This window comes from Olsenella sp. SW781 (assembly GCF_012027725.1).
In the GTDB taxonomy this organism is placed as follows: Bacteria; Actinomycetota; Coriobacteriia; order Coriobacteriales; family Atopobiaceae; genus Thermophilibacter.
Window position 1 is genome coordinate 37,569 of the sequence record NZ_SJOU01000016.1, and the last position, 18,724, is coordinate 56,292.

Annotated in this window: 19 protein-coding genes; 8 read left to right on the forward strand and 11 right to left on the reverse strand. The window is 67.6% G+C overall.

Features of this window, described 5'->3' with window-relative positions; all coding sequences use genetic code 11:
• Positions 1-9 precede the first annotated feature (9 nt).
• The 3 genes from dagF to E0L17_RS09265 all read left to right on the forward strand — a co-directional run bounded on the left by dagF (position 10) and on the right by E0L17_RS09265 (position 2,309).
• Complete coding sequence (gene dagF, locus E0L17_RS09255; protein WP_286163411.1) at positions 10-738, forward strand: 2-dehydro-3-deoxy-phosphogluconate aldolase; 729 nt, start codon at positions 10-12, stop codon at positions 736-738.
• 141 nt (positions 739-879) lie between these two features.
• Positions 880-1,602, forward strand: a complete 723-nt coding sequence (locus tag E0L17_RS09260) for a GntR family transcriptional regulator (protein WP_167930948.1) — start codon at positions 880-882, stop codon at positions 1,600-1,602.
• A 47-nt stretch (positions 1,603-1,649) separates the two neighbouring features.
• Positions 1,650-2,309 (forward strand): HAD family hydrolase, encoded by a 660-nt coding sequence (locus tag E0L17_RS09265; protein ID WP_167930949.1) that lies wholly within the window; start codon positions 1,650-1,652, stop codon positions 2,307-2,309.
• A gap of 94 nt (positions 2,310-2,403) precedes the next feature.
• Here E0L17_RS09265 and E0L17_RS09270 read toward each other — a convergent pair whose 3' ends face one another.
• From E0L17_RS09270 to E0L17_RS09295, 6 genes are all read right to left on the reverse strand, one after another.
• On the reverse strand, positions 2,404-3,609 hold the full coding sequence (locus E0L17_RS09270) for a putative ABC transporter permease (RefSeq protein ID WP_167930950.1): 1,206 nt from the start codon (positions 3,607-3,609) through the stop codon (positions 2,404-2,406).
• A 146-nt stretch (positions 3,610-3,755) separates the two neighbouring features.
• The gene (ppgK, locus tag E0L17_RS09275) at positions 3,756-4,508 is read right to left on the reverse strand and encodes a polyphosphate--glucose phosphotransferase (RefSeq protein WP_167930951.1); all 753 of its coding nucleotides are present in this window, start codon (positions 4,506-4,508) and stop codon (positions 3,756-3,758) included.
• A 147-nt stretch (positions 4,509-4,655) separates the two neighbouring features.
• Complete coding sequence (locus E0L17_RS09280) at positions 4,656-5,054, reverse strand: pyridoxamine 5'-phosphate oxidase family protein (protein ID WP_167930952.1); 399 nt, start codon at positions 5,052-5,054, stop codon at positions 4,656-4,658.
• 41 nt (positions 5,055-5,095) lie between these two features.
• Positions 5,096-5,590, reverse strand: coding sequence for a hypothetical protein (locus E0L17_RS09285; RefSeq protein ID WP_167930953.1), 495 nt, complete (start codon positions 5,588-5,590; stop codon positions 5,096-5,098).
• Between the two features lie 5 nt (positions 5,591-5,595).
• Positions 5,596-5,805: a helix-turn-helix transcriptional regulator gene (locus tag E0L17_RS09290; RefSeq protein WP_167930954.1), complete on the reverse strand. Its 210-nt coding sequence runs from the start codon at positions 5,803-5,805 to the stop codon at positions 5,596-5,598.
• Positions 5,806-6,107: 302 nt separating this feature from the next.
• Positions 6,108-6,380, reverse strand: a complete 273-nt coding sequence (locus E0L17_RS09295; protein WP_167930955.1) for a GNAT family N-acetyltransferase — start codon at positions 6,378-6,380, stop codon at positions 6,108-6,110.
• A gap of 537 nt (positions 6,381-6,917) precedes the next feature.
• Between E0L17_RS09295 and E0L17_RS09300 the strand changes: the two genes are divergently transcribed.
• Positions 6,918-7,610, forward strand: coding sequence for an SdpI family protein (locus tag E0L17_RS09300; protein ID WP_167930956.1), 693 nt, complete (start codon positions 6,918-6,920; stop codon positions 7,608-7,610).
• Between the two features lie 182 nt (positions 7,611-7,792).
• Here the strand turns inward: E0L17_RS09300 and E0L17_RS09305 are convergent, their stop codons facing one another.
• Entirely contained in the window at positions 7,793-9,295 is a 1,503-nt protein-coding gene (locus E0L17_RS09305) for an ATP-binding cassette domain-containing protein (protein WP_353652976.1), read from the reverse strand.
• A 183-nt stretch (positions 9,296-9,478) separates the two neighbouring features.
• On the opposite strand from E0L17_RS09305, the gene E0L17_RS09310 reads away from it, so the two are divergent.
• The gene (locus E0L17_RS09310) at positions 9,479-11,494 is read left to right on the forward strand and encodes an elongation factor G (RefSeq protein WP_167930957.1); all 2,016 of its coding nucleotides are present in this window, start codon (positions 9,479-9,481) and stop codon (positions 11,492-11,494) included.
• A gap of 250 nt (positions 11,495-11,744) precedes the next feature.
• Here E0L17_RS09310 and E0L17_RS09315 read toward each other — a convergent pair whose 3' ends face one another.
• Positions 11,745-12,740 carry a VanZ family protein gene (locus E0L17_RS09315; RefSeq protein ID WP_167930958.1) on the reverse strand — a complete coding sequence of 332 codons (996 nt, stop codon included), beginning with the start codon at positions 12,738-12,740 and terminating at the stop codon, positions 11,745-11,747.
• 250 nt (positions 12,741-12,990) lie between these two features.
• Between E0L17_RS09315 and E0L17_RS09320 the strand changes: the two genes are divergently transcribed.
• Together E0L17_RS09320 and E0L17_RS09325 are read left to right on the forward strand one after the other, a co-directional pair.
• Entirely contained in the window at positions 12,991-14,175 is a 1,185-nt protein-coding gene (locus tag E0L17_RS09320; RefSeq protein WP_167930959.1) for an MFS transporter, read from the forward strand.
• Between the two features lie 50 nt (positions 14,176-14,225).
• Complete coding sequence (locus tag E0L17_RS09325) at positions 14,226-14,711, forward strand: hypothetical protein (RefSeq protein ID WP_167930960.1); 486 nt, start codon at positions 14,226-14,228, stop codon at positions 14,709-14,711.
• Positions 14,712-14,772: 61 nt separating this feature from the next.
• On the opposite strand, the gene E0L17_RS09330 is transcribed toward E0L17_RS09325, so the two are convergent.
• Both E0L17_RS09330 and E0L17_RS09335 read right to left on the reverse strand, forming a co-directional pair.
• Positions 14,773-15,633 carry a class I SAM-dependent methyltransferase gene (locus E0L17_RS09330; RefSeq protein ID WP_206109098.1) on the reverse strand — a complete coding sequence of 287 codons (861 nt, stop codon included), beginning with the start codon at positions 15,631-15,633 and terminating at the stop codon, positions 14,773-14,775.
• Positions 15,634-15,684: 51 nt separating this feature from the next.
• On the reverse strand, positions 15,685-16,218 hold the full coding sequence (locus E0L17_RS09335) for a P-loop NTPase family protein (protein WP_206109099.1): 534 nt from the start codon (positions 16,216-16,218) through the stop codon (positions 15,685-15,687).
• Positions 16,219-16,308: 90 nt separating this feature from the next.
• On the opposite strand from E0L17_RS09335, the gene E0L17_RS09340 reads away from it, so the two are divergent.
• Positions 16,309-17,229 carry a ketopantoate reductase family protein gene (locus tag E0L17_RS09340; protein WP_167930962.1) on the forward strand — a complete coding sequence of 307 codons (921 nt, stop codon included), beginning with the start codon at positions 16,309-16,311 and terminating at the stop codon, positions 17,227-17,229.
• 204 nt (positions 17,230-17,433) lie between these two features.
• Here the strand turns inward: E0L17_RS09340 and E0L17_RS09345 are convergent, their stop codons facing one another.
• Positions 17,434-18,405, reverse strand: coding sequence for a calcium/sodium antiporter (locus tag E0L17_RS09345; RefSeq protein WP_167930963.1), 972 nt, complete (start codon positions 18,403-18,405; stop codon positions 17,434-17,436).
• Between the last annotated feature and the right edge of the window lie 319 nt (positions 18,406-18,724).

Here is an 18,724-nt window from a genome sequence, read left to right on the forward strand (position 1 = left end):
GTAATGGGCATGAACTACTATAACGACCGCGTTGTCCTCAACGTTCTGGGAGGCTCCCTCGACAACGCGCGCGAGCTGTACCAGGTTGCCGAGGGGCATGTTGCCGTGGGCGTTCTCACGGCTGATTACCCCACGGTCGAGGCCTACGTCGAGGACGCCAACCGGTACATGGAAGTTCTCGAGGGCAACCTTTCCGTTGGCCTGGGTGGTGGCAACCCCAACCAGTGGCGTGCTGTTGCCGAGGTGGCAAAGCATGTTAAGGCCAATCACTTCAACCAGGCCTTCTGTGCCGTGGGCTGGACTCGTGCCAACCTTGACGGCGCGCCCTGCCACGTCAACGCCATGGTGGCTCCCTCGGGGACCCCGGGTCTCGTCAAGATCTCCACGGGCCCGCTGTCCAAGGACTGTGAGAAGCCCGCACTTGTGGATGCCGACACGGTCGTGGCCATGGCCAAGGAGATGGGGGCGGACTCCCTCAAGTTCTTCCCGATGGGCGGTCTCAAGGTCGCAGACGAGCTCAAGGCGGTGGCCGAGGCCTGTGCCCGCCACGACTTTATCCTCGAGCCCACAGGCGGCATCGACCTGGACAACTTCGAGCAGATCATGAAGATCATTCTCGACGCCGGGGTTCCCAAGGTCATTCCGCACGTCTACAGCTCTATCATCGACAAGGCGACGGGCAACACTCGTCCCGAGGACGTCGCCGCTCTCATGGATAAGGTCAAGAACCTTATCTAAGTATTGCGCACAGTTGGTTCAATGCAGTTCTCGGCTATATACTTGTGTCTTGCCTAAAATGCGGGCTCCGGCCATCGGGGCCCGCATGCGGGCAACCGGGGAGATGATGCCGCGCGCGGCGTCGGGTGCAAGGAAGAACACGTGCCAAAGTACAAGGCTATCGTCAAGGAAATCGAAGAGGCGATCAAGCGCGGAGAGCTCAGGCCTTATGACCAGCTGCCCACCGTGGTGGAGCTCACGAAGAAATATCATGTGAGCCGCACGACCATCGAGCAGGCCATGGACGAGCTTGAGAAGCGCGGCCTCGTCTCGCGCAAGCGTGGGTCGGGCGTCTACGTCAAGAAGGTCGCGACCCCCTCCTTTGCCAAGCCTCTCAATACGGTTTCCCTGACGGATGACATAGACCGGGACCTCGCTGAGAATCCCGAGTGCTCGGTGCATGAGTTCACCGTGCTCAAGCCCGATGAGCATGTCCGGCATGAGCTCGGGCTTCATGAGTTCAGCTTTACGTTCTATATCGAGCGTTCTCATCTTCATCAGGGCTCCCCGCTCGACATGCAGTACCTCTACTATCCGGTGGAGATCTTCCGTGACATCCGCCTCTCTGCCGCAGAGACGAGCGTGCGTCCTTGGATTGCCGAGAACTATGAGGTTACGCCCGACAGCTATCACAAGACGCTTCGTGCCGTGACTGCCACTGAGCGGGAGTGCCAGATTCTGGGCGTTGCCGCGGGAAGCTCCCTGCTTGAGATTGAGCAGGTTGGCTATCTCGACGATGGCCGACCCTTCGAATACCTGGTTTCGCACTTCCCCGGTGACCTAGCGGAGTATCAGACGGTGGATTCTGACTCGCTGCCTGTCTAGGCTCCTCCGGCGGTGCGGCACGGCGTCTCATCCTCAGGGGAGAAGAGATGATTCAAGCCGCGATTTTTGACATGGACGGCCTCATGGTCGATACCGAGCCAATATGGGCGAGTGCATGGCCGCCGGCCTTCGCTCGATATGGCCTCACGGTGGCTCCCGGGCTAGTGGAGGCCTGCGTCGGCAGCTCCTACGAGCGGATTTCCGGTCTCGTTTCTCAGGCATATGATGGCAACCCGGATGCACAGAGGGCCCTGGACGATCATTACGAGATAGGCGCGGAGCGCTTCATTGCCTCCGGCGCGCCCAAGAAGCCCGGCCTCGACGAGCTGCTCGCCTGGCTGGTGGGGCGGGGCATCCCCTGTGCGGTTGCCTCGTCTTCGGAGCGGCGGGTCGTGGAGGCGAATCTGCGGCATGCGGGCGTCGCGAGCCGCTTTGATGCCGTGGTAACCGGGGATGATGGATATCCGTCAAAGCCCGCTCCTGACATCTTTCTCGGTGCAGCCGCGCGCCTGGGCTCCGAGCCTGCGCACACCCTCGTGCTTGAGGACAGTCCCTCGGGCGTTACCGCAGCGAATGCCGGTGGCTTCATCACGGTCATGGTTCCCGATTTGATTGAGCCGAATGACGAACTTCGCGGCCGTTGCGCCCGTGTGTGTCGCGACCTTATCGAGGTGCGTGACCTGCTCGCCTCCGGCTGGGAAGGGTGACGAGAGGCTAAGACCTTACAAACGCGACGGGGCCGTCTGTCATGAAATCACTCATGACAGACGGCCCCGTCGCGTTTGTCGGGCTGTCAGGGGGCTATGCCGCGCGGGCGCTGTTCTCCGGCGTGATTTCCATGCTCTGGAAGCGATGCTGCATGTAGGCGTCGTCGTAGTGCTCGGCGTAGAACTCCTCCACGGGCGAGCTCGGCGCGAGGCCGCTCTCGCGCTGGTACCAGCATTCGAGGGACTGCAGCGTCATGACGCCGTTCACCAGCATGAGAATCGCGCAGAGCGTGGTGAAGGAGTAGCGCGCCTGCCAGGGGATGAGGTTGATGAGCTTCAGGAGCCACGGCAGGCAGAACTTGATCCACACAAAGCCGAGCGCGCCCCACATGCACATGAAGAGGGTGCTCGTGCGGCCGCCAAAGAGGACCGCGATGGGGTCGGGAAAGAGCCCGAAGATCGTGGAGCCCGAGTAGTCCCAGGCCACGGCGCCAAAGCCGACCTGCATGAACCAGGAGACCGCCGCCTCAAAGAGCCCGCCGATCACGGCCGACACGAGGAAGATCACGATGGGATTGGCCTTGTAGAAGCGGTTGAGCGCGATGGTCATGAGCACGGCGCCAAACCCGTAGATGGGGGAGAAGGGCCCGTAGAGCATGCCGGCGCGGTCTTGGTAGACGCCGGGGTCCACCACGACCATGTGATACACGGTCTCGATGATGAGCCCGAGCACGCAGCACACCACGAAGACCCAGAACAGGTTGAAGAAGTCGAGCTCGATGAAGCCGCGATCGCCCTTGGCACGACCGAGCGTGCCGTCCTTGGCGGCCTCCTCGGTCTCCATGTCGCGGAGCTTGCGCTGCAGGCGGCGCTCGGTGATGAGCGTGGGGTCGATGGTGGCGGAGATGACGAGAAGGATCACGAGCCGCACGCCGTCGTAGATGAGGTTGTCGCCAAAGCCGTTGAGCATGATCTCGAGGATGAGGTTGATGATGCCCACGCCGATGAGCGCATAGGCGATCTGCGCCACGTGCCGGCGCCGGTCGCGCAGCACGAGCACGCCAAAGAGGATGTACCCCGCAGCTCCGACGGCGAGCATCACCACCTGCATGATCATGAGCGTCATCGTGAGCGTGACGTCATGGCTCTCGCGGAAGAGGCTGACGCCGTACTGGGCGAGCGGGATGGCGATCAGCGCCACCAGGGCGAGCACCGCCGCCGCCGTGAGGAGGCAGTAGATGCCGTAGATCTTGAGTAGCAGGGGGATCTTTCGCTTTTCCACGGGGGTGGCGTCTGACATGGGGGAGTCCCTTTCTGGGAGCCGGGGCGCTGCCCCGGGGCGTGTGGTGCCCACAGTCTACCCGCAGAGGGCGACAAGAAACAACTGGCGAGAAGAACGTCGGGCAGGACGTTCTTCTCGCCAGCCTGAGGCGTTGTCGGCGATGGCTACCCGCGGTCCGCCGCGAACGATGCGGCGCCGACGATGCCGGCGTCGTTGAGGAGCTTGGCGGGGTAGACGGGCGTCTCGACCTCGATGTACGGGAAGTACTTCTCATGCTTCTTGCTCACGCCGCCGCCGATGACGAAGGCCTCGGGGCTGAGATAGAACTCGAGGAGCCGCAGGTACTTGGTGAGGCGCTTGCCCCACTTCTTCCAGCTGAGGTCCTCGCGCTGGCGGGCGGAGTCGGCCGCCAGCCTCTCGGCGTCCTCGCCGTTCTTGCCCATCGTGATGTGGCCGAGCTCGGAGTTGGGGATGAGCCTGCCGTCCATGACGAGCGCGGTGCCGATGCCGGTGCCCAGCGTGACGGCTATGACGAGGCCCTTGCTGCCGCGTACGGCGCCGTAGCGCGCCTCGGCGAGGCCGGCGGCGTCGGCGTCGTTGACCACGCTGACGGGGCGGTGGCAGGCCTCGGAGAGCTTGGCGGTGATGTCGACGCCGATCCAGGACTTGTCGAGGTTGGCCATGTAGCCGATGGGCCTGCCGGGGTGGATCGGGGCGGGGAAGGCCACGCCCACAGGAACGGACGGGTCCACGTGGAAGTTGTCGAGCAGCTCGCAGCATACGCGCGCGACGGCCTCGGGCGTGGACACCTCGGGCGTGGGGATGCGCAGGCGCTCCGCCGCGAAGCAGCCCCTCTCAAGGTCGACGGGCGCGCCCTTGATGCCCGACCCGCCGATGTCAATGCCAAACGCGTCCATGATGTCCCCCTTTGCTGAGTTGCCAATATGAAAATGTTAGCCGTATGTAAGGGGGAGGGAGGCAAAGCGCCGGCTCTGCGGCCGCATTTACTCGGGGAGTGTGACCGGGGGCGGAGCGATGATGACCCCTCCGCCCCCGATGCGCCGCTACCAGCGGATGGTGTAGGGGTCCTTGGTGAACGAGCAGAACGTGGCGGTGACGTTCTCCAGCGCAAAGACCTCGCAGTTGCCGTCGTCGGCGGCATACATCGGCTGCAGCTCGGGGTACTCGGCAAGGACGGCCTCGCGCGCCTCCAGGCGGTCGTCGAGCACGGCGTCCGCCGTGACGCGCAGCCACGAGCCGTCGGCGCCCATCGCGCAGATCGCCACGCGCGGGTGGGCGAGCATCTGCTCGGAGACGGGCTTGACCTTGCCGGTCTGGATGTAGAGCTTGCCCTCGAACTTGGCGATGGTCCCGAAGGGGCGCACCTGCGGGTTGCCCGCCTCGTCGACGGTTGCCAGGAAGTAGGTGGGGTTGGCCTTGAGATAGGCGAGTACCTCGTCCATGGGCGCTCCTTTCGCGCGCGGAAACGGTCGTTGGCGCTACTTTACTCCGCCTCGGGGACGGCGAGGCGCCACTTGAAGTAGATCTTCACGCCGAGCAGGACGAGCGCGAGAAAAACCAGCGTGGCAGCCACGGTGACCATGGACTCAAAGCTCACGAGCGCGCCGACGAGAATGGCGACCACGGCGAGGGCGGGCATCAGCTGAACGTAGGCGCGCGCTATCTCTCGTTCCATGTGGGCACGCAGCTCATCGTGCTCGCGCGCCTGAAGGCGGCGCAGCTCGGCGTCGTCTGCGAGGGCACGGCGAAGGCTGTGCGCCCGGCGCGCGGTGATGCCGCCGGCAACGACGAAGATGCCCATTATGAACCCCGAGAGAAAGCCTGAGACGCGCAGGTCCGCGTGCAGTGCGGGGAGCGCGTCAGACATGGAAAGCGCGAGCAGGGTGGCCCATGCGGCGAGGATGACGGCGAGCAGGGCCCTCTCGCGACGCAGGCGGCGACGGACGGTGGCGCGCAGCGCCTCGGCGGTGTTCTTCATGGCGATCACAGCTCCTCGTCTATCTCGGAAAAGTCAAAGACGTCCTCGATCGTGAGGCCAAAGTAGCGTGCAATCTTGTGCGCCAGCGGCAGCGAGGCGGTGTACTTGCCCACCTCGATTGACGTGATGGTCTGGCGCGTGGTGCCCACGGCCTCGGCGAGCTCGGCCTGGGAGAGCTTTCGTTTGCGGCGCAGCTCACGGATGTGCGTGCGCATCGCATTACCTCCCTTCGCGTTCGGGCCTAGATGCTAAGCGCGCTTTGCATTTATAGCATAGTATGCTTTGCAATGAGAGACAAGTTTGCTTTGCAAAGATTCGGTAAGCTGATCGGGAATATCGGCCTGGCACGCATCCTGCGCGGCTTCGTTCGCGTTTTCCCAGATGATCGCTGGCTATGCGCGCAGAATGCATGCCAGATGCCAGCTCCGTGCCGAAGGTCCCTTCAAGAAAGGCCCCCGCCGCACACCTTGGGCGAGGCGTGCGGCGGGGGCCGTAATCGGGCGGAACGACGCTGGCGCTAGGCGAGAAGACCGGCGTGCTCCGGGTGCTTCTCGAACCAGCTCACGGCGTAGGAGCACGTGGGGCGCGCGTAGAACCCGCTCGCGGCGATGCTCGCCACGGCGCGGCCCATAAGCTCGCCCGCGATGCCCTGGCCGCGCAGGCTCTCGTCCACGAAGGTGTGGTTGATCTCAACGATACCGGGCTCCACCACGGGGAAGGTCACCTCGGCAAGGACGTTCCACTGCTCGTCGAGCACCTGCACGCGGTCGCGCTCCATGATCCAGTCCATGCTGCCTCCTCTGAAAAGGGGGACGGTCCCGAATTTGAAGGAAAGGGTTGCGTGAGGTCGGGCCTGTCCCCAACTGCGGCGACTACGACACCCATTCTACCGGAGAAGGCCAATCGATGAAGTTCCAGCGCGAGGCCACCGTCCTGGACAAGACTACGCCTCCACCGCCCTGCGGGGCGGCTCGATAAGGCACGGCTGGGTGCGCGACGCCCGCCGGATGATTGGCTGCCGCCAGGATGGCGCGCGCCCCGCAACGGGTAGAACCCATACCAGACCCTACATGTGGAAAAGTGACTGTCCCTTTTCCACCCCGGCGAGCGGAGGCGGGCATGGCGCGGATGTGGCACATCGCAAACGGTCATCTTGCTAATTGGGGACGGGTTATTTCTCTCAGAGGCTTTGGGACAGGTTCACTCTTCGTCGAACCTGTCCCAAAGCCTCTGAGAGAAATAACCCGTCCCCAATTAGCGGCGAGGTTGATAGCCCTTCGAAAAAGGGGTATACCATCGCGCATCAGGTTCGTCTGAGGAGGCAGAAATGGCTGGCCTTGACTACACGAAGCGCGACAGGGCCCTGTGGATTGCGCTGCTCGCCCTCTGCGCGACAAGCGCGGCGGCCTACGTCCTCTGGGCGCTGCCTGCGATGCCCGAGACGGTGCCCACCCACTGGGGCGCCGACGGCGCGGCCGACGGGTGGGACAGCAAGGGCTCCACGATCTTCATGGGCGTGGTCATGCCGTTCCTGATACTGGCGCTGCTCTTCGCGGTGCCGTTCCTCGACCCGCGTGGCGAGTCCTTCAATCGCTTCAAGGGCGTCTATCAGGGATTCTCTGCGGCGTTCACGGTGTTCATGGTCGCGATGGCCTGGCTCACGCCGGCCACGGCGCTCGGCGTCGTCCCGGAGAGCGGGTCGTTCGTCAACCTGCTCGTCTATGGATCGATGGGCCTGCTCTTCGTGGGCCTCGGCGTGGCGATGCCGCGCATCGAGCCCAACTACACCTTTGGCGTGCGCCTGCCCTGGACGCTCGCGGACCCGGACAACTGGCGTCGCACGCACCGCTTCGCCGGCCCGGTCTTCGTGGTCATGGGCGTGGCCACGCTCGCCCTCTCGTTCTTCTCGACCGCGCTGCCCGAGGCGGCTATGGTAGCCGTGCTGCTCGTGGTCCTGCTCGGCGGCGTGGTGTTGGTCGCGCTCTACAGCTTTCTCCTCTGGAAGGACGTCATCCGGTAGCGTCGCTCGTGCCCGCAAAACCTGACGTATGCACGAGCGCACCGCCCCTCTCGGTTGGCGAGAAAAACGGTGTGACTCGTCTACCTGTTCATATGCGCTATCGAATCAACGAGACTGGCTGTTTGCTCGTGCAAAAGTCGGGGCTTGCGCCGTGACTCAAAAGGGGACAGTCCCCTTTTGAATCATTTCTCCCGAACGCGGCCGTCGCGGACCTCCCAGGTGCGCGTGGTGCAGGCGTCGAGGAACCTCCGGTCGTGGCTCACCAGCACGAGCGCGCCGGGGTAGGCGGCGAGCGCGCGCTCGAGCGCCTCGGTCGAGTGCAGGTCCAGGTGGTTGGTGGGCTCGTCCATGACGATGAGCGCGGGGTGGCGCAGGATGCCCTCCGCCAGCATGAGCTTGCGCAGCTCGCCGGGGCTCGTGCGGCCGCCCTCGAGGATGCGGTCCGGGTCCGAGTTGAGCTGCGCCACCGTTGAGAGCACACGCCCGCGATCGGCCGAGGTCAGCGCGGTCACGCGCCTCACCATGGCTTTGCGAGCCTCCGCCGGAAGCTCCTGCGGAATGTCCAGCACCTCCACGCCCTGTCCCGCGTCTGCCGCCTTGGCGAGAAGGACGCGCAGGTGCGAAAGGAGCGTGGACTTGCCGGCACCGTTGGGCCCGACGACGCCCACGTGGTCGCGGCTGCCCACCCAGAGCTCGGGAATCTGGAGCGTGCCCTCCGGGCCGCAGGGGACGGTCGCAGGCGGCACGTGCAGCACGGTGCGTCGGCGCGAGGGCTCGGCGTCCACCCAGAGGTCTCCGTCGTAGCGCTTGGTCACGCGCGCGGCGGCGAGGCGCTCCTGCGCGGCGGCCACCCGTGCGTCCATCTGTGAGGAGAGCCGTCCGGCCTGCCCGTCCTTGCCGGTGTAGACCGCAAGGTCGATCTTGCCGCGCGCGTCGCGGTCGCGCGGGTCCAGGCCGCGCTTGCTGCGCCGCGCGTCGGCCCGCGCCGCCTCGTGGGCGCGCGCGTCCTTCTCGGCAGAGAGGCGTGCCAGCTCGCGCTTGGCGCTCGCACGCTCCGCCACCGCTGTCGCGCGCTCGAGCTCCGCCTGGCCGTGCGCCGCGCTGTAGCCGCCCGGTCGCACGACGATGCCCCCGGGCTCGAAGGACGCGCAGCGCGTGGCGAGAAGGTCCACGAGGTCGCGGTCGTGGCTCACGAGGATCCCGATGCCGCGGAAGCGCGCGAGCGCCGCGCCCAGCTCCTCGCGGGCGTCCGAGTCCAAGTGGTTGGTGGGCTCGTCCGCCACGAGCACGTCCGGGCGGCCCCAGAGAGCGACCGCCACCTGCAGCTTCTTGCGCTCGCCGAAGGAGAGCTCGTCAAAGCGCCAGGGCATGTCGTCCTCTATGCGGAAGGCCTCGCGGAGTTCCCGGGCCTCTCGACCGTAGTCCAGCGCGAAGTCCGCGAGCCCCTCGGGCGGCTCGTCGGCGTCCTGCGCCACGTACGCGCAGACCAGATCGCGCGTGACGGAGCCCGCGTCCGGCGTGATGAGCCCGCACGCGATCTTGGCCAGCGTGGTCTTGCCGCAGCCGTTGTCGCCCAGAAGGGCGGTCCAGCCGGCAGGGAAGGTGATGGTGACGTTGTCGAGTACGGCCTCGCGGGCCGCGGGGTAGGCGTAGCGCACGCCGGAGAGCACAAGCTGCATAGACATCTCTTCTCCGTGCAAAAGGGACAGGCACTTTTGCACATCGGGGTTTCTTGGCCGGGGATGTCTAGCGAATGCGCACGGCTCCGGGTCCTTTCGACGGGGCTACGACGCCGCCAGTATCCCGCTCCCGCGCCCGAGCGTCAAGTGATACAAAGGGACTGTCCCTTCGTATCATCGGGAGGTAGCATGAGGCAGGCGGTCGTGGGACTCCTGGCGCACGTTGACGCGGGCAAGACCACGCTCGCGGAGGCCATGCTCGCGGCCGCGGGGGCCATCCGCAACCCCGGCCGCGTGGACAGCGGCAACACCCACCTGGACACCGACGCCATGGAGCGCGACCGCGGGATCACGATCTTCTCGTCCAGCGCGTCGCTCGACTGGGCGGATACCCACCTCATGCTCGTGGACGCGCCCGGTCACGTGGACTTTTCCGCGGAGGCCGAGCGGACGCTCGCCGCGCTCGACTACGCCATCCTGGTGGTGGGCGCAAACGACGGCGTGCAGGGCCATACCGAGACGCTCTGGGACCTGCTTGCGCGCTACGAGGTCCCCACCTTCGTCTTTGTGAACAAGTGCGACCTCGAGAACCCGGGGCGAGGAGAACTTCTCGCCGAGCTGGCCTCGCGGCTCTCGCCGGGCTGCGTGGACGCGTCCGCGCTGCTCGCAGGTGACGCGGGCGCGTTGGAGGACGCGGCCTCGACGGATGAGGCGGCGCTCGAGGAGTATCTGGAGTCGGGCGTGCTCTCGGCGGACACGCTGCGGCGTCTGGTGGCGGCGCGGGCGCTCTTCCCAGTCTTCTTCGGCGCGGCGCTGCGCGACGACGGCGTGCGCGAGCTGCTCGACGGCATGTGCGCCCTTCTTGCCGAGCGCTCATGGCCGGACGAGCTTGCGGCGCGCGTGTACCGCGTGAGCCGCGGCGCACGTGGCGAGCGACTTGCCTGGGTCAAGGTCACGGGTGGCACGCTGCGTGCGAAGGCGCAGCTCGCGGGCATGGACCGTCGCGGCGAGCCATGGGCCGAGAAGATCAACGAGGTGCGCCTCTACCAGGGCGAGAGCTTCGAGACCGTGACGGAGGTCCCGGCCGGCCGCATCTGCGCCGTCACCGGACTCAGCCACGTGGTGCCCGGAAGTGCCCTGGGCGCGGAGCCGGAGGGCGCGCGCCCGCTGCTCGCGCCCGTCCTGTCCTACCAGGTGATTCCCGAGTCGGGCGCGGACGTCTCCGCGCTGGTGCGGGCGCTTCGCGAGCTTGCCGACGAGGACCCGATGCTCGGCGTCACGTGGCAGGAGCAGCTGCAGGAGGCGCACGTCCAGCTCATGGGCGAGGTGCAGCAGGACGTGATCGCCGAGCTCCTGCGCGAGCGCTACGGCTTTGACGTGACGTTCGGCCCGGGCGGCATCCTCTACAAGGAGACCGTGACCGCGCCCGCCGAGGGCGTGGGCCACTTCGAGCCGCTGCGCCACTACGCCGAGGCGCGCCTTCTCGTGGAGCCGCTACCGCGCGGAACTGGCGTTGAGTTTGGCACGCGCTGCTCCACGGACGACCTCGACCTCAACTGGCAGCGCCTCATCCTCACCAACGCGATGGAGCGCGACCATCTGGGCGTGCTCACGGGCGCTCCGCTCACGGACGTGCGCATCACGCTGCTCGCCGGTCGCGCGCACCCCAAGCACACCGAGGGCGGCGACTTCCGCCAGGCGACCTACCGCGCCGTCCGTCAGGCGCTCATGGGCGCGCGCGAGCGCGGCGAGTGCCAGCTCCTGGAGCCGTGGTACCGCTTCCGCCTGGTGGTGCCGGCCGACCGCGTGGGCCGCGCGCTCACCGACCTCACGCGCATGGCGGCGGAGTTCGAGACGCCGGTAACGTCCGGCGACGCGGCTACGATCGCGGGCGAGGTGCCCGCCTCCGAGGTGGGGGAGTACGCGCTTGAGGTCGCGCGCTACACGGGCGGTCGCGGGCGCCTCTCGCTCGAGCTCGCAGGCTATCGGCCGTGCCACAACGCCGACGAGGTCATCGCCGCCGCGGCATACGACCCCGAGGCCGACCTCCCCAACACGTCCGACTCCGTCTTCTGCAGCCATGGCGCCGGCCACACGGTGAAGTGGCATGACGTGCCGGCGCACGCGCACACCACCGCAGACCCAGTACGCCTGCGCCCGTACCGGGCCGCCGACGCCGCGTTCTTCTCGGCCGTGCAAAAGTGACTGTCCCTTTTGCACGATGGGCGCGGAGCCCATGAGCGACTGGACGGTCTGCAGCGTGGCCGGCGACGCCTCCGCCCTTCCTTGTCGTCGTGCATCAAATCTGGCCGCGGCGTTTTGGCACTTTCCGCCCCATTTCGGGCCTTGAAAGTGCCAAAACGCCGCGGCCAGATTTGATATGGGCGACCGGCTCGGAAACCGGCGGCGACCGGCGAGCGCCAGGCCGGCGGGCGCCGCGCCGTAGCCCCGCGCGCTAGATGAGGTCGTACGGCATCTCGCGCGCGAAGAGATAGAAGAGGGCAAACGCGGGCCAGAGAATCGGGAAGAAGAAGTACGCGGCGCCGAGGGAGACGACGCGCGCCGCGTAGAACGCCACGCGCCGCACGCCAGAGCGCTCCTGCGTCTCGGAGCTCATGCGAACGAAGGAGCCGCCCGGCGTCGACCCGGCATGCCGCCAGGGCGCCACCAGCTCGACCCAGAGGAACGACGCATACAGCACGAGGTCCATGGCGTGGGAGCGCACGCCCTCGGAGGCGCCAAGCAGCGACAGGGCGAGGCCGATCGCGCCGCCGACCACGAGCGAGAGGAGCGTCACGAGCAGCGTGTCCAGCCAGAACGCCACGCAGCGGCGGATGAAGCCGGGCTCGTGCGTGACCTCGCCCTCCTCGGCGAGCGCGCCCGGCGGCAGCACCCGGGCGAGCGCCGCCGCGCAGAGCCAGCCGAGCGCGGCGCCCAAGGTGTTGTAGATGAGGTCGTCGACGTCGGCCGTGCGGTAGGCGTAGGGGTAGATCCCGAAGAGCCCCGTGCCCTGCGCCGCCTCGATGCAGAGGGAGGCGAGAAGCCCCACGATGACGGACCGCCAGAACCCCCAGCGCAGCAGGCGCCCCGCGATGAAGCCGAGCGGCATGAAGAGCACCACGTTGAAGGCGATTTGCGGAATCGTGCTGATGCCCTCGCGGCGGAAGTCGTCCACGAACGCCAGCGGGTCGAGCTGCCACGCCACGCCGTAGGTGATGCCGAGGCCGCGCTCGCCGCTCGGCAGCGGCCACAGCGTGAAGCAGCCGAGGCCGAGCACGTAGAGCACCGCCAGATAGGTGGAGACCACCGTCCCGAAGCGCAGCCGCCCGTCGCGGTGGTACACCCAGGCAAGGATCGGCAGCGTCAGCAGGAGCGAGGCCAGCGGCCACAGCGTGAGCGCCAGCAGGAAGTTCTCCGTGTAGCCGGAGAGGAAGCGTCTGATGAGGTTCATGTTTTCCGTTCTTCTCGTCGGTCGTGCCCGACCCATTGTGAGGGAAGGGCCCGCGTCGCGCCATCGATGAAACTAACGGTTTCGCAAGGTGCGGCGCGCGGGACGGGCGAGAAGGACGTGGGCCAGACGGTTGACCCCGTCGCCTCTCCTGGGTCATGCGCCTGCCCCTTGCCCGGTGCCAAGGTGAGGGCTATCATGGTTTGGAAACGTTTCCAAAAACTGGACGCGCCGAAGGGAGCGGGATCCGCCCATGTCCGTCGTTCTTCTCGTCGTCATCTACGTGGCCTTCGTGGGCCTGGGCATTCCGGACTCGCTCTTTGGCGCGGCGTGGCCGGCCATGTACCCCGACCTCGGCGTTCCTGTCTCGTGGGGCAGCGCGGTCACGATGGTCACCTGCTGCGGGACCGTCGTCTCCAGCCTCTCCTCCGCCGCGCTCATCGGCCGCTTTGGCACCGGGCGCGTGACGGCCGTCTCCACGGCGCTCACCGCCGCGGCGCTGCTCGGCTTCGCCGTGGCGCCGGGCTTTCCGTGGCTCTGCCTGCTGGCGATCCCGCTCGGCCTCGGCGCGGGCGCCATCGACACGGCGCTCAACAACTACGTGGCGCTGCACTACAGGGCCACGCACATGAACTTCCTGCACTGCGCCTACGGCGTGGGCATCACGGTGAGCCCCTTCCTCATGTCGCTCGCGCTCTCGGGCGGCACGTGGCGCGACGGCTACCTCGAGGCGGCGGCCGTCCAGGCGGCGATCATGGCGGCCACGATCGCGATCCTGCCGCTCTGGTCCCGCGTGGGCCATGAGGGACCGGCGGGCGAGAAGGACGACGACCCCGCGCCCCGCGCCGCGAGCCCCCTCGCCCTCGTACGGCGCCGCGACATCCGCCTGGCCTGCCTCGTCTTCATGGCGTCGGTGGCCATCGAGGGCGTCTGCAACACCTGGGGGACGAGCTATCTCGTGAGCGCGCGCGGCATGGGCGCGGGCGAGGCCGCCGGGATGGTGACGGTCTACTACGTGGGCGTGACGGCGGGCCGCTTCCTCTCCGGCGTGCTGGCCAACCGGCTCTCCAGCAAGCAGCTCGTGGGACTGGGGCAGGCGGTCACCTTTGCTGCCGTGCTCGTTCTTCTCGCCCCGCTGCCGCTCTCCGCGGCCCCGGTGGGGCTCTTCCTCGTGGGCTTTGGCAACAGCCCGCTCTATCCCAACATGCTGCACCTCACGCCGCGCCTCTTTGGCCGCGACCTCTCCCAGGCCGTGATCGGCGTGCAGATGGCGGCCTCCTACGTGGGCTCGCTCACCCTGCCGCCGCTCTTTGGCCTGGTCGCGGAGCGCGTGGGCTTCTGGCTCTTCCCGGTGGCGCTGCTCGCGCTCTCCGCGGTGGTCCTCGCCGCGTTTCTCGGCCTCATGGTGAGCAAGGGCTGGAATCCCCGCCGCTGCTAAGATGTGGAAAAGGGACAGGCACTTTTCCACACTGCAGAGGATGTTGGCGCATGCGAATCTACAAGGGCAACCCGGAGCTCGTGTTCCGAGGCAGGGTGGCCCCGTGGTACGGGGCGCTCGCCGGGATCGTCTCCTTTGCCGCGGCGGCGCTTGCGCTGCAGCCGGGCATGCCCGTGGGCGTGCCGGTCCTGGTGCTCGTGGCCGGGGCGCTCCTCCTCTGGCCCGTCGTGGTGCGCAACCGCGTCGAGCTCTACAAGGACCGCCTGGAGATCGTCTTTGGCTGGGCGCGCACGATCATCCCGTACGACCACGTCCGCGGCGTGCGGCGCTTCTCCGGCCCCGCCCTGAACATGAACGACTTCACGGCGCATGCCAACGCGGCCTCGCTCGAGGGCGTGTTCATCGAGGCGCCGATGGACGGTGACGCCGCGGTCTCCGTGATCGGCAACGACAACCTGGTGAGCGAGCTTCGCCGCCGCGCCGGGGTCGACGCGGGGGACGCCGGCGTGCCGTCCTGCCCCGAGGACAGCGAGTAAGAGCACATCGACAGAAAGGCCCCTCCGGGCGGCCCGTTCCGTCGATTTGCTCTGTCTCGCGTCAGGCGGGGCGGACGGGATGGGATGCTGGCTTGCGCGCCACCACGGCAAACGTGAGCGGGATGCGCGGGCTGCCCTCGGGCATGGTCCAGCCATCCGGCGTTTCCACGAGGCAGGGCAGGGAGCGCCACTCCGCATGCGGGCTCTCGCGGAAGTCCTCGATGACGAGCCCCGCGGCGAGCAGCCCGCCGATGAGCTCCTGGAAGTCGTGGTTCCAGTTGTGGGCGGCGGTGTGCGCGATTGCGCCCTCGGTGCCGGGCACGTAGCTGCCGTCGTCCTCGTAGTCGTCCACGCCGCCGGAGAGGTAGTCCCCGTGCACCGTGAGCGACTCGTAGGCGAGCGCCCCCAGCAGCGGGTGGTCGTCGCGGACGAGAAGGACGCCGCCCGGCCGGAGCAGCCGCGCCGCCGAGCGCGCCCAGCTCGAGAGCTCGGGCAGCCACTCGAGCGCGCCCGTTCCGGTGACGATGACGTCGAACTGCCGGTCGATGGCATCGGCCGCGCGCCGGGCGTCTCCCTCCACGTAGGTGACGTGGGCGCCTGCGCGCTCGGCTATCTCCCGCGCGAGCTCGAGGGAGGCGGGGGAGAAGTCGAGCCCCCAGACCTCGGCCGCGCCGAGGCGCTCCCAGCAGAGGGTGTCCGTCCCGATGTGGCACTGCAGGTGCAGCACCGAGCGGCCGGCAAGGCCCCGCGTCCCCAGGTGGGGGAGAAGAACCTCGTGGTCTCGGCGGGCAACGGGTGAGACGTAGCCGTGGTCGGACACCAGCCGCTCGACCTCGTAGAACGGCGACGCCGCATGCACCCGCGCCCGGTCGTCCCAGTTGAGCCGGTTCTCGGCGACCCTGCGCTCGGTCTCTGCGTCCACGTTCTTCTCCCTCCCCATAGGGGTCGTTGCCTTAGAGCGACCCCTTTGGTTCTAGCATTCGAGCCGACCGCCGGGGGTGACGAGCCGCCAGAGGCATCCGCCGGGCGCGGTCGCGCGCTCGGCCTCCTCCCGGGAGCGCAGCTCGACGAGCTGGCACCTCGCCGGACGGGCGTCCAGCAGCTCGCGGATGCGGGGCAGCCGCTCTTCCGGGAAGCGCTCGACATAGCGGGCGAACTCGGGGTCGAGCTCCGTCTCCTGCCAGGGCAGGTCCTCGCGCGGCCTGCCGATGCGCGAGCGGATTCCCTCGAGGCATGTCTCGAGCGGCAGGTCAAGAAGGACGACGATGTCGGCTCGCTCGATGCGCGCGGGGAGCGCCCTGGAGTAGGTCCCGTCGATGATCCAGCGCTCCTGCGACACGAGCCTGTCGTGCGCGGCGTCAAACTCGTCCCCCGTGACATGGCCCCCGTCAGGGAGGTGCCAGAGCATGTCAAGGTGGTAGAGGGGCAGGCCGGAGAGGTCGCGCAGCCTCCGCGCAAGCGTCGACTTGCCCGAGCCCGGGCTCCCCACAATCGCCACGCGCCTCATGGTCGTCCTCCTCTGCCAATCGCGATGGGCCTGAGAGTATACCTTGGCCTCGGGCGCGCTACAATGCCGCCAGCGATGAAGGAGGGGCGCATGGCAATCGAGCGCGTGGCAATACTGGGCAGGGGAGCGGTTGGCCTGCTCTACGGGACCATTGCCGAGAAGAACCTCGGGCACGGGGCCGTCGAGTACGTGATGGACGACGCGCGCTTCGCCCGCCACGCGGGCGAGACGGTGACCGTGAACGGCGAGCCCTGCCGCGTGCCCACGATTCCCGCGAGTGAGGCCACGCCCGTCGACCTGGTGATCCTTGCAATCAAGGCGCCGGGGATGCCCGCGGCGCTGGACACGATGGAGCGCCTCGTGGGGCCGCGCACCGCCATTGCGTCGCTGGTGAACGGCGTGACGAGCGAGGAGCGGGTAGCGGAGCGCTTTGGCTGGGAGCGCACCGTGCTCTCGGTAGCGCAGGGCATGGACGCCGTCTTCATCGGCTCCGACATGACCTATAGCCATCCCGGCGAGATTCGCTTCGGCGCGGCGCCTGGCACGGCCGCGGGCGTGGTCGAGGACGTCGCCGACCTCTATGCGCGCACCGGCATCCCGCACGTGGTGGAGGCCGACATCCGTCACCGCATGTGGACGAAGCTCATGCTCAACGTGGGCATCAACCAGGTCTGCATGGTCTACGGCGGCACCTACGGATCCGCGAGCGAGCCCGACAGCGAGCAGAACCGCTGCTTCGTGGCCGCCATGCGCGAGGCGCTGGCCGTCGCGCGCGCCGAGGGTGTGGACGTGACCGAGGAGGACCTCGCTCAGATGGCGGCGCTCATCGCCTCGCTCGACCCCGAGGGCATGCCGTCCATGGCGCAGGACCGCATCAACGAGAAGCCCACCGAGGTCGAGGAGTTCTCCGGCACGGTGATCCGCCTTGCCGAGAAGCACGGGCTGCTCGTCCCCACCAACCGCTGGCTCTACGGGCGCATCCGCGAGCTCGAGGCGGGCTTCGGGGCGTAGGGCGGCGTCGGGGGGCTGTGCCCCGGAGCCGGGTACGTACACCTCCCCTCCGGGTACGTACACACGCCGACGTCCGCAGGCCGTGTTCCTCAGGGAAAGCCGCAGGTAGAAAGCCTAGCGAGAAGGACATCAAACCGTGAAGCTCGTACGTAACCGGAGAGGGCGTGTACGTACCCGGAGGGCGGGTGCCCGCTGCGGAGGCGCCTAGCGAAGCACGGATGTGGCGATGTAGGCGGCGTAGAGCACCACGAAGACCACGCCGTTGGCGCGGCTCATCTCGTGGCGGCGTCCGATGAAGGCAAACCCCACGAGCGCAAGCGAGAAGAGCGCGAGAAGCACCAGGTCGAGGTTGTAGGCCGGATCATACGGGATGCTCGCGAAGAGCGCCGGGCCGCCCATGACGAGCAGCAGGTTGGATATGTTGGAACCCACGACGTTTCCGACGGCAATGTCGGAGTTGCCTCGAAAGGCCGCGACCACGCTCGTCACGAGCTCGGGCAGGCAGGTTCCGAGCGCCACCACGGTGATGCCGATGACGCGCTCCGAGATGCCCACGGCGGAGGCGATGGCGATGGCGTTCTCCACCACGAAGTCGGCGCCGAACTTGAGCATGGCGATGCCGAGGACGATGAAGACCAGGTCGCGAATGGGGTTCGAGGCGCGGCCCTCCTCCTCGAACTCCTCCTCGAGGTCACGGTCCGCCTCCGTCATGCCGCTCGCGCCCTCGTGGAGGCCGACCACCACGGTGCGCGCCACGAAGAGGCCGAAGGCGACGAGCAGGACGACGCCCTCGAGGGCCGTGACCTGGCCGTCGGTGTTGGCGACGAGCGCGAGAAGCCCACATGCCGCCACGCTCACGGGAATCTCGAAGCGCTGGGTGCTGCGCGAGAGCGTGACGGGCTTGATCACGGCGGAGAGGCCGAGGATGAGCAGGAGGTTTGCGAGGCAGCTGCCCATGACGTTGCCGAAGGCCATGTCGGCGTGGCCGCCGACGGCCGAGGTCACGCTGACGACGAGCTCGGGAAGCGACGTGCCGATGGCCACGATCGTGAGCCCGGCCACGCGTTCCGGGACGCCGAGGCGCGCGGCGATGTTGCACGCGCCCTCCACGAGCCAGTTGGCGCCAAAGATGAGCAGGGCGAATCCGATTGCGATGATGATAAGGCTGAGGAGCACGTCGGTCCTTTCGGGATCGGGGCTGATACCTCAGTCAGTATTCCAGCTCGCGCGCGGCGCCATTCCGGGCCCGGGACCGACTCCCAAGCGAATCCACAGATTCGCAGCGTCGCATAACCCGACATTATTGGCCGAATGAGACGAAAAATGTCGGGTTATGCGACCCGGCGGGAAGCGCTCTGAGCGGCCTAGCGCCTCCGCGAGAGCGCGGAGACCGCGCCGACGGCGGCGCCTGCCGCCGCAAGGGCGAGAAGGACCTCGGCGGCAACGAGGTCATCGCCGGCGTCCGGCAGGGCGGACGGGCCCTTCTCGGCATCTC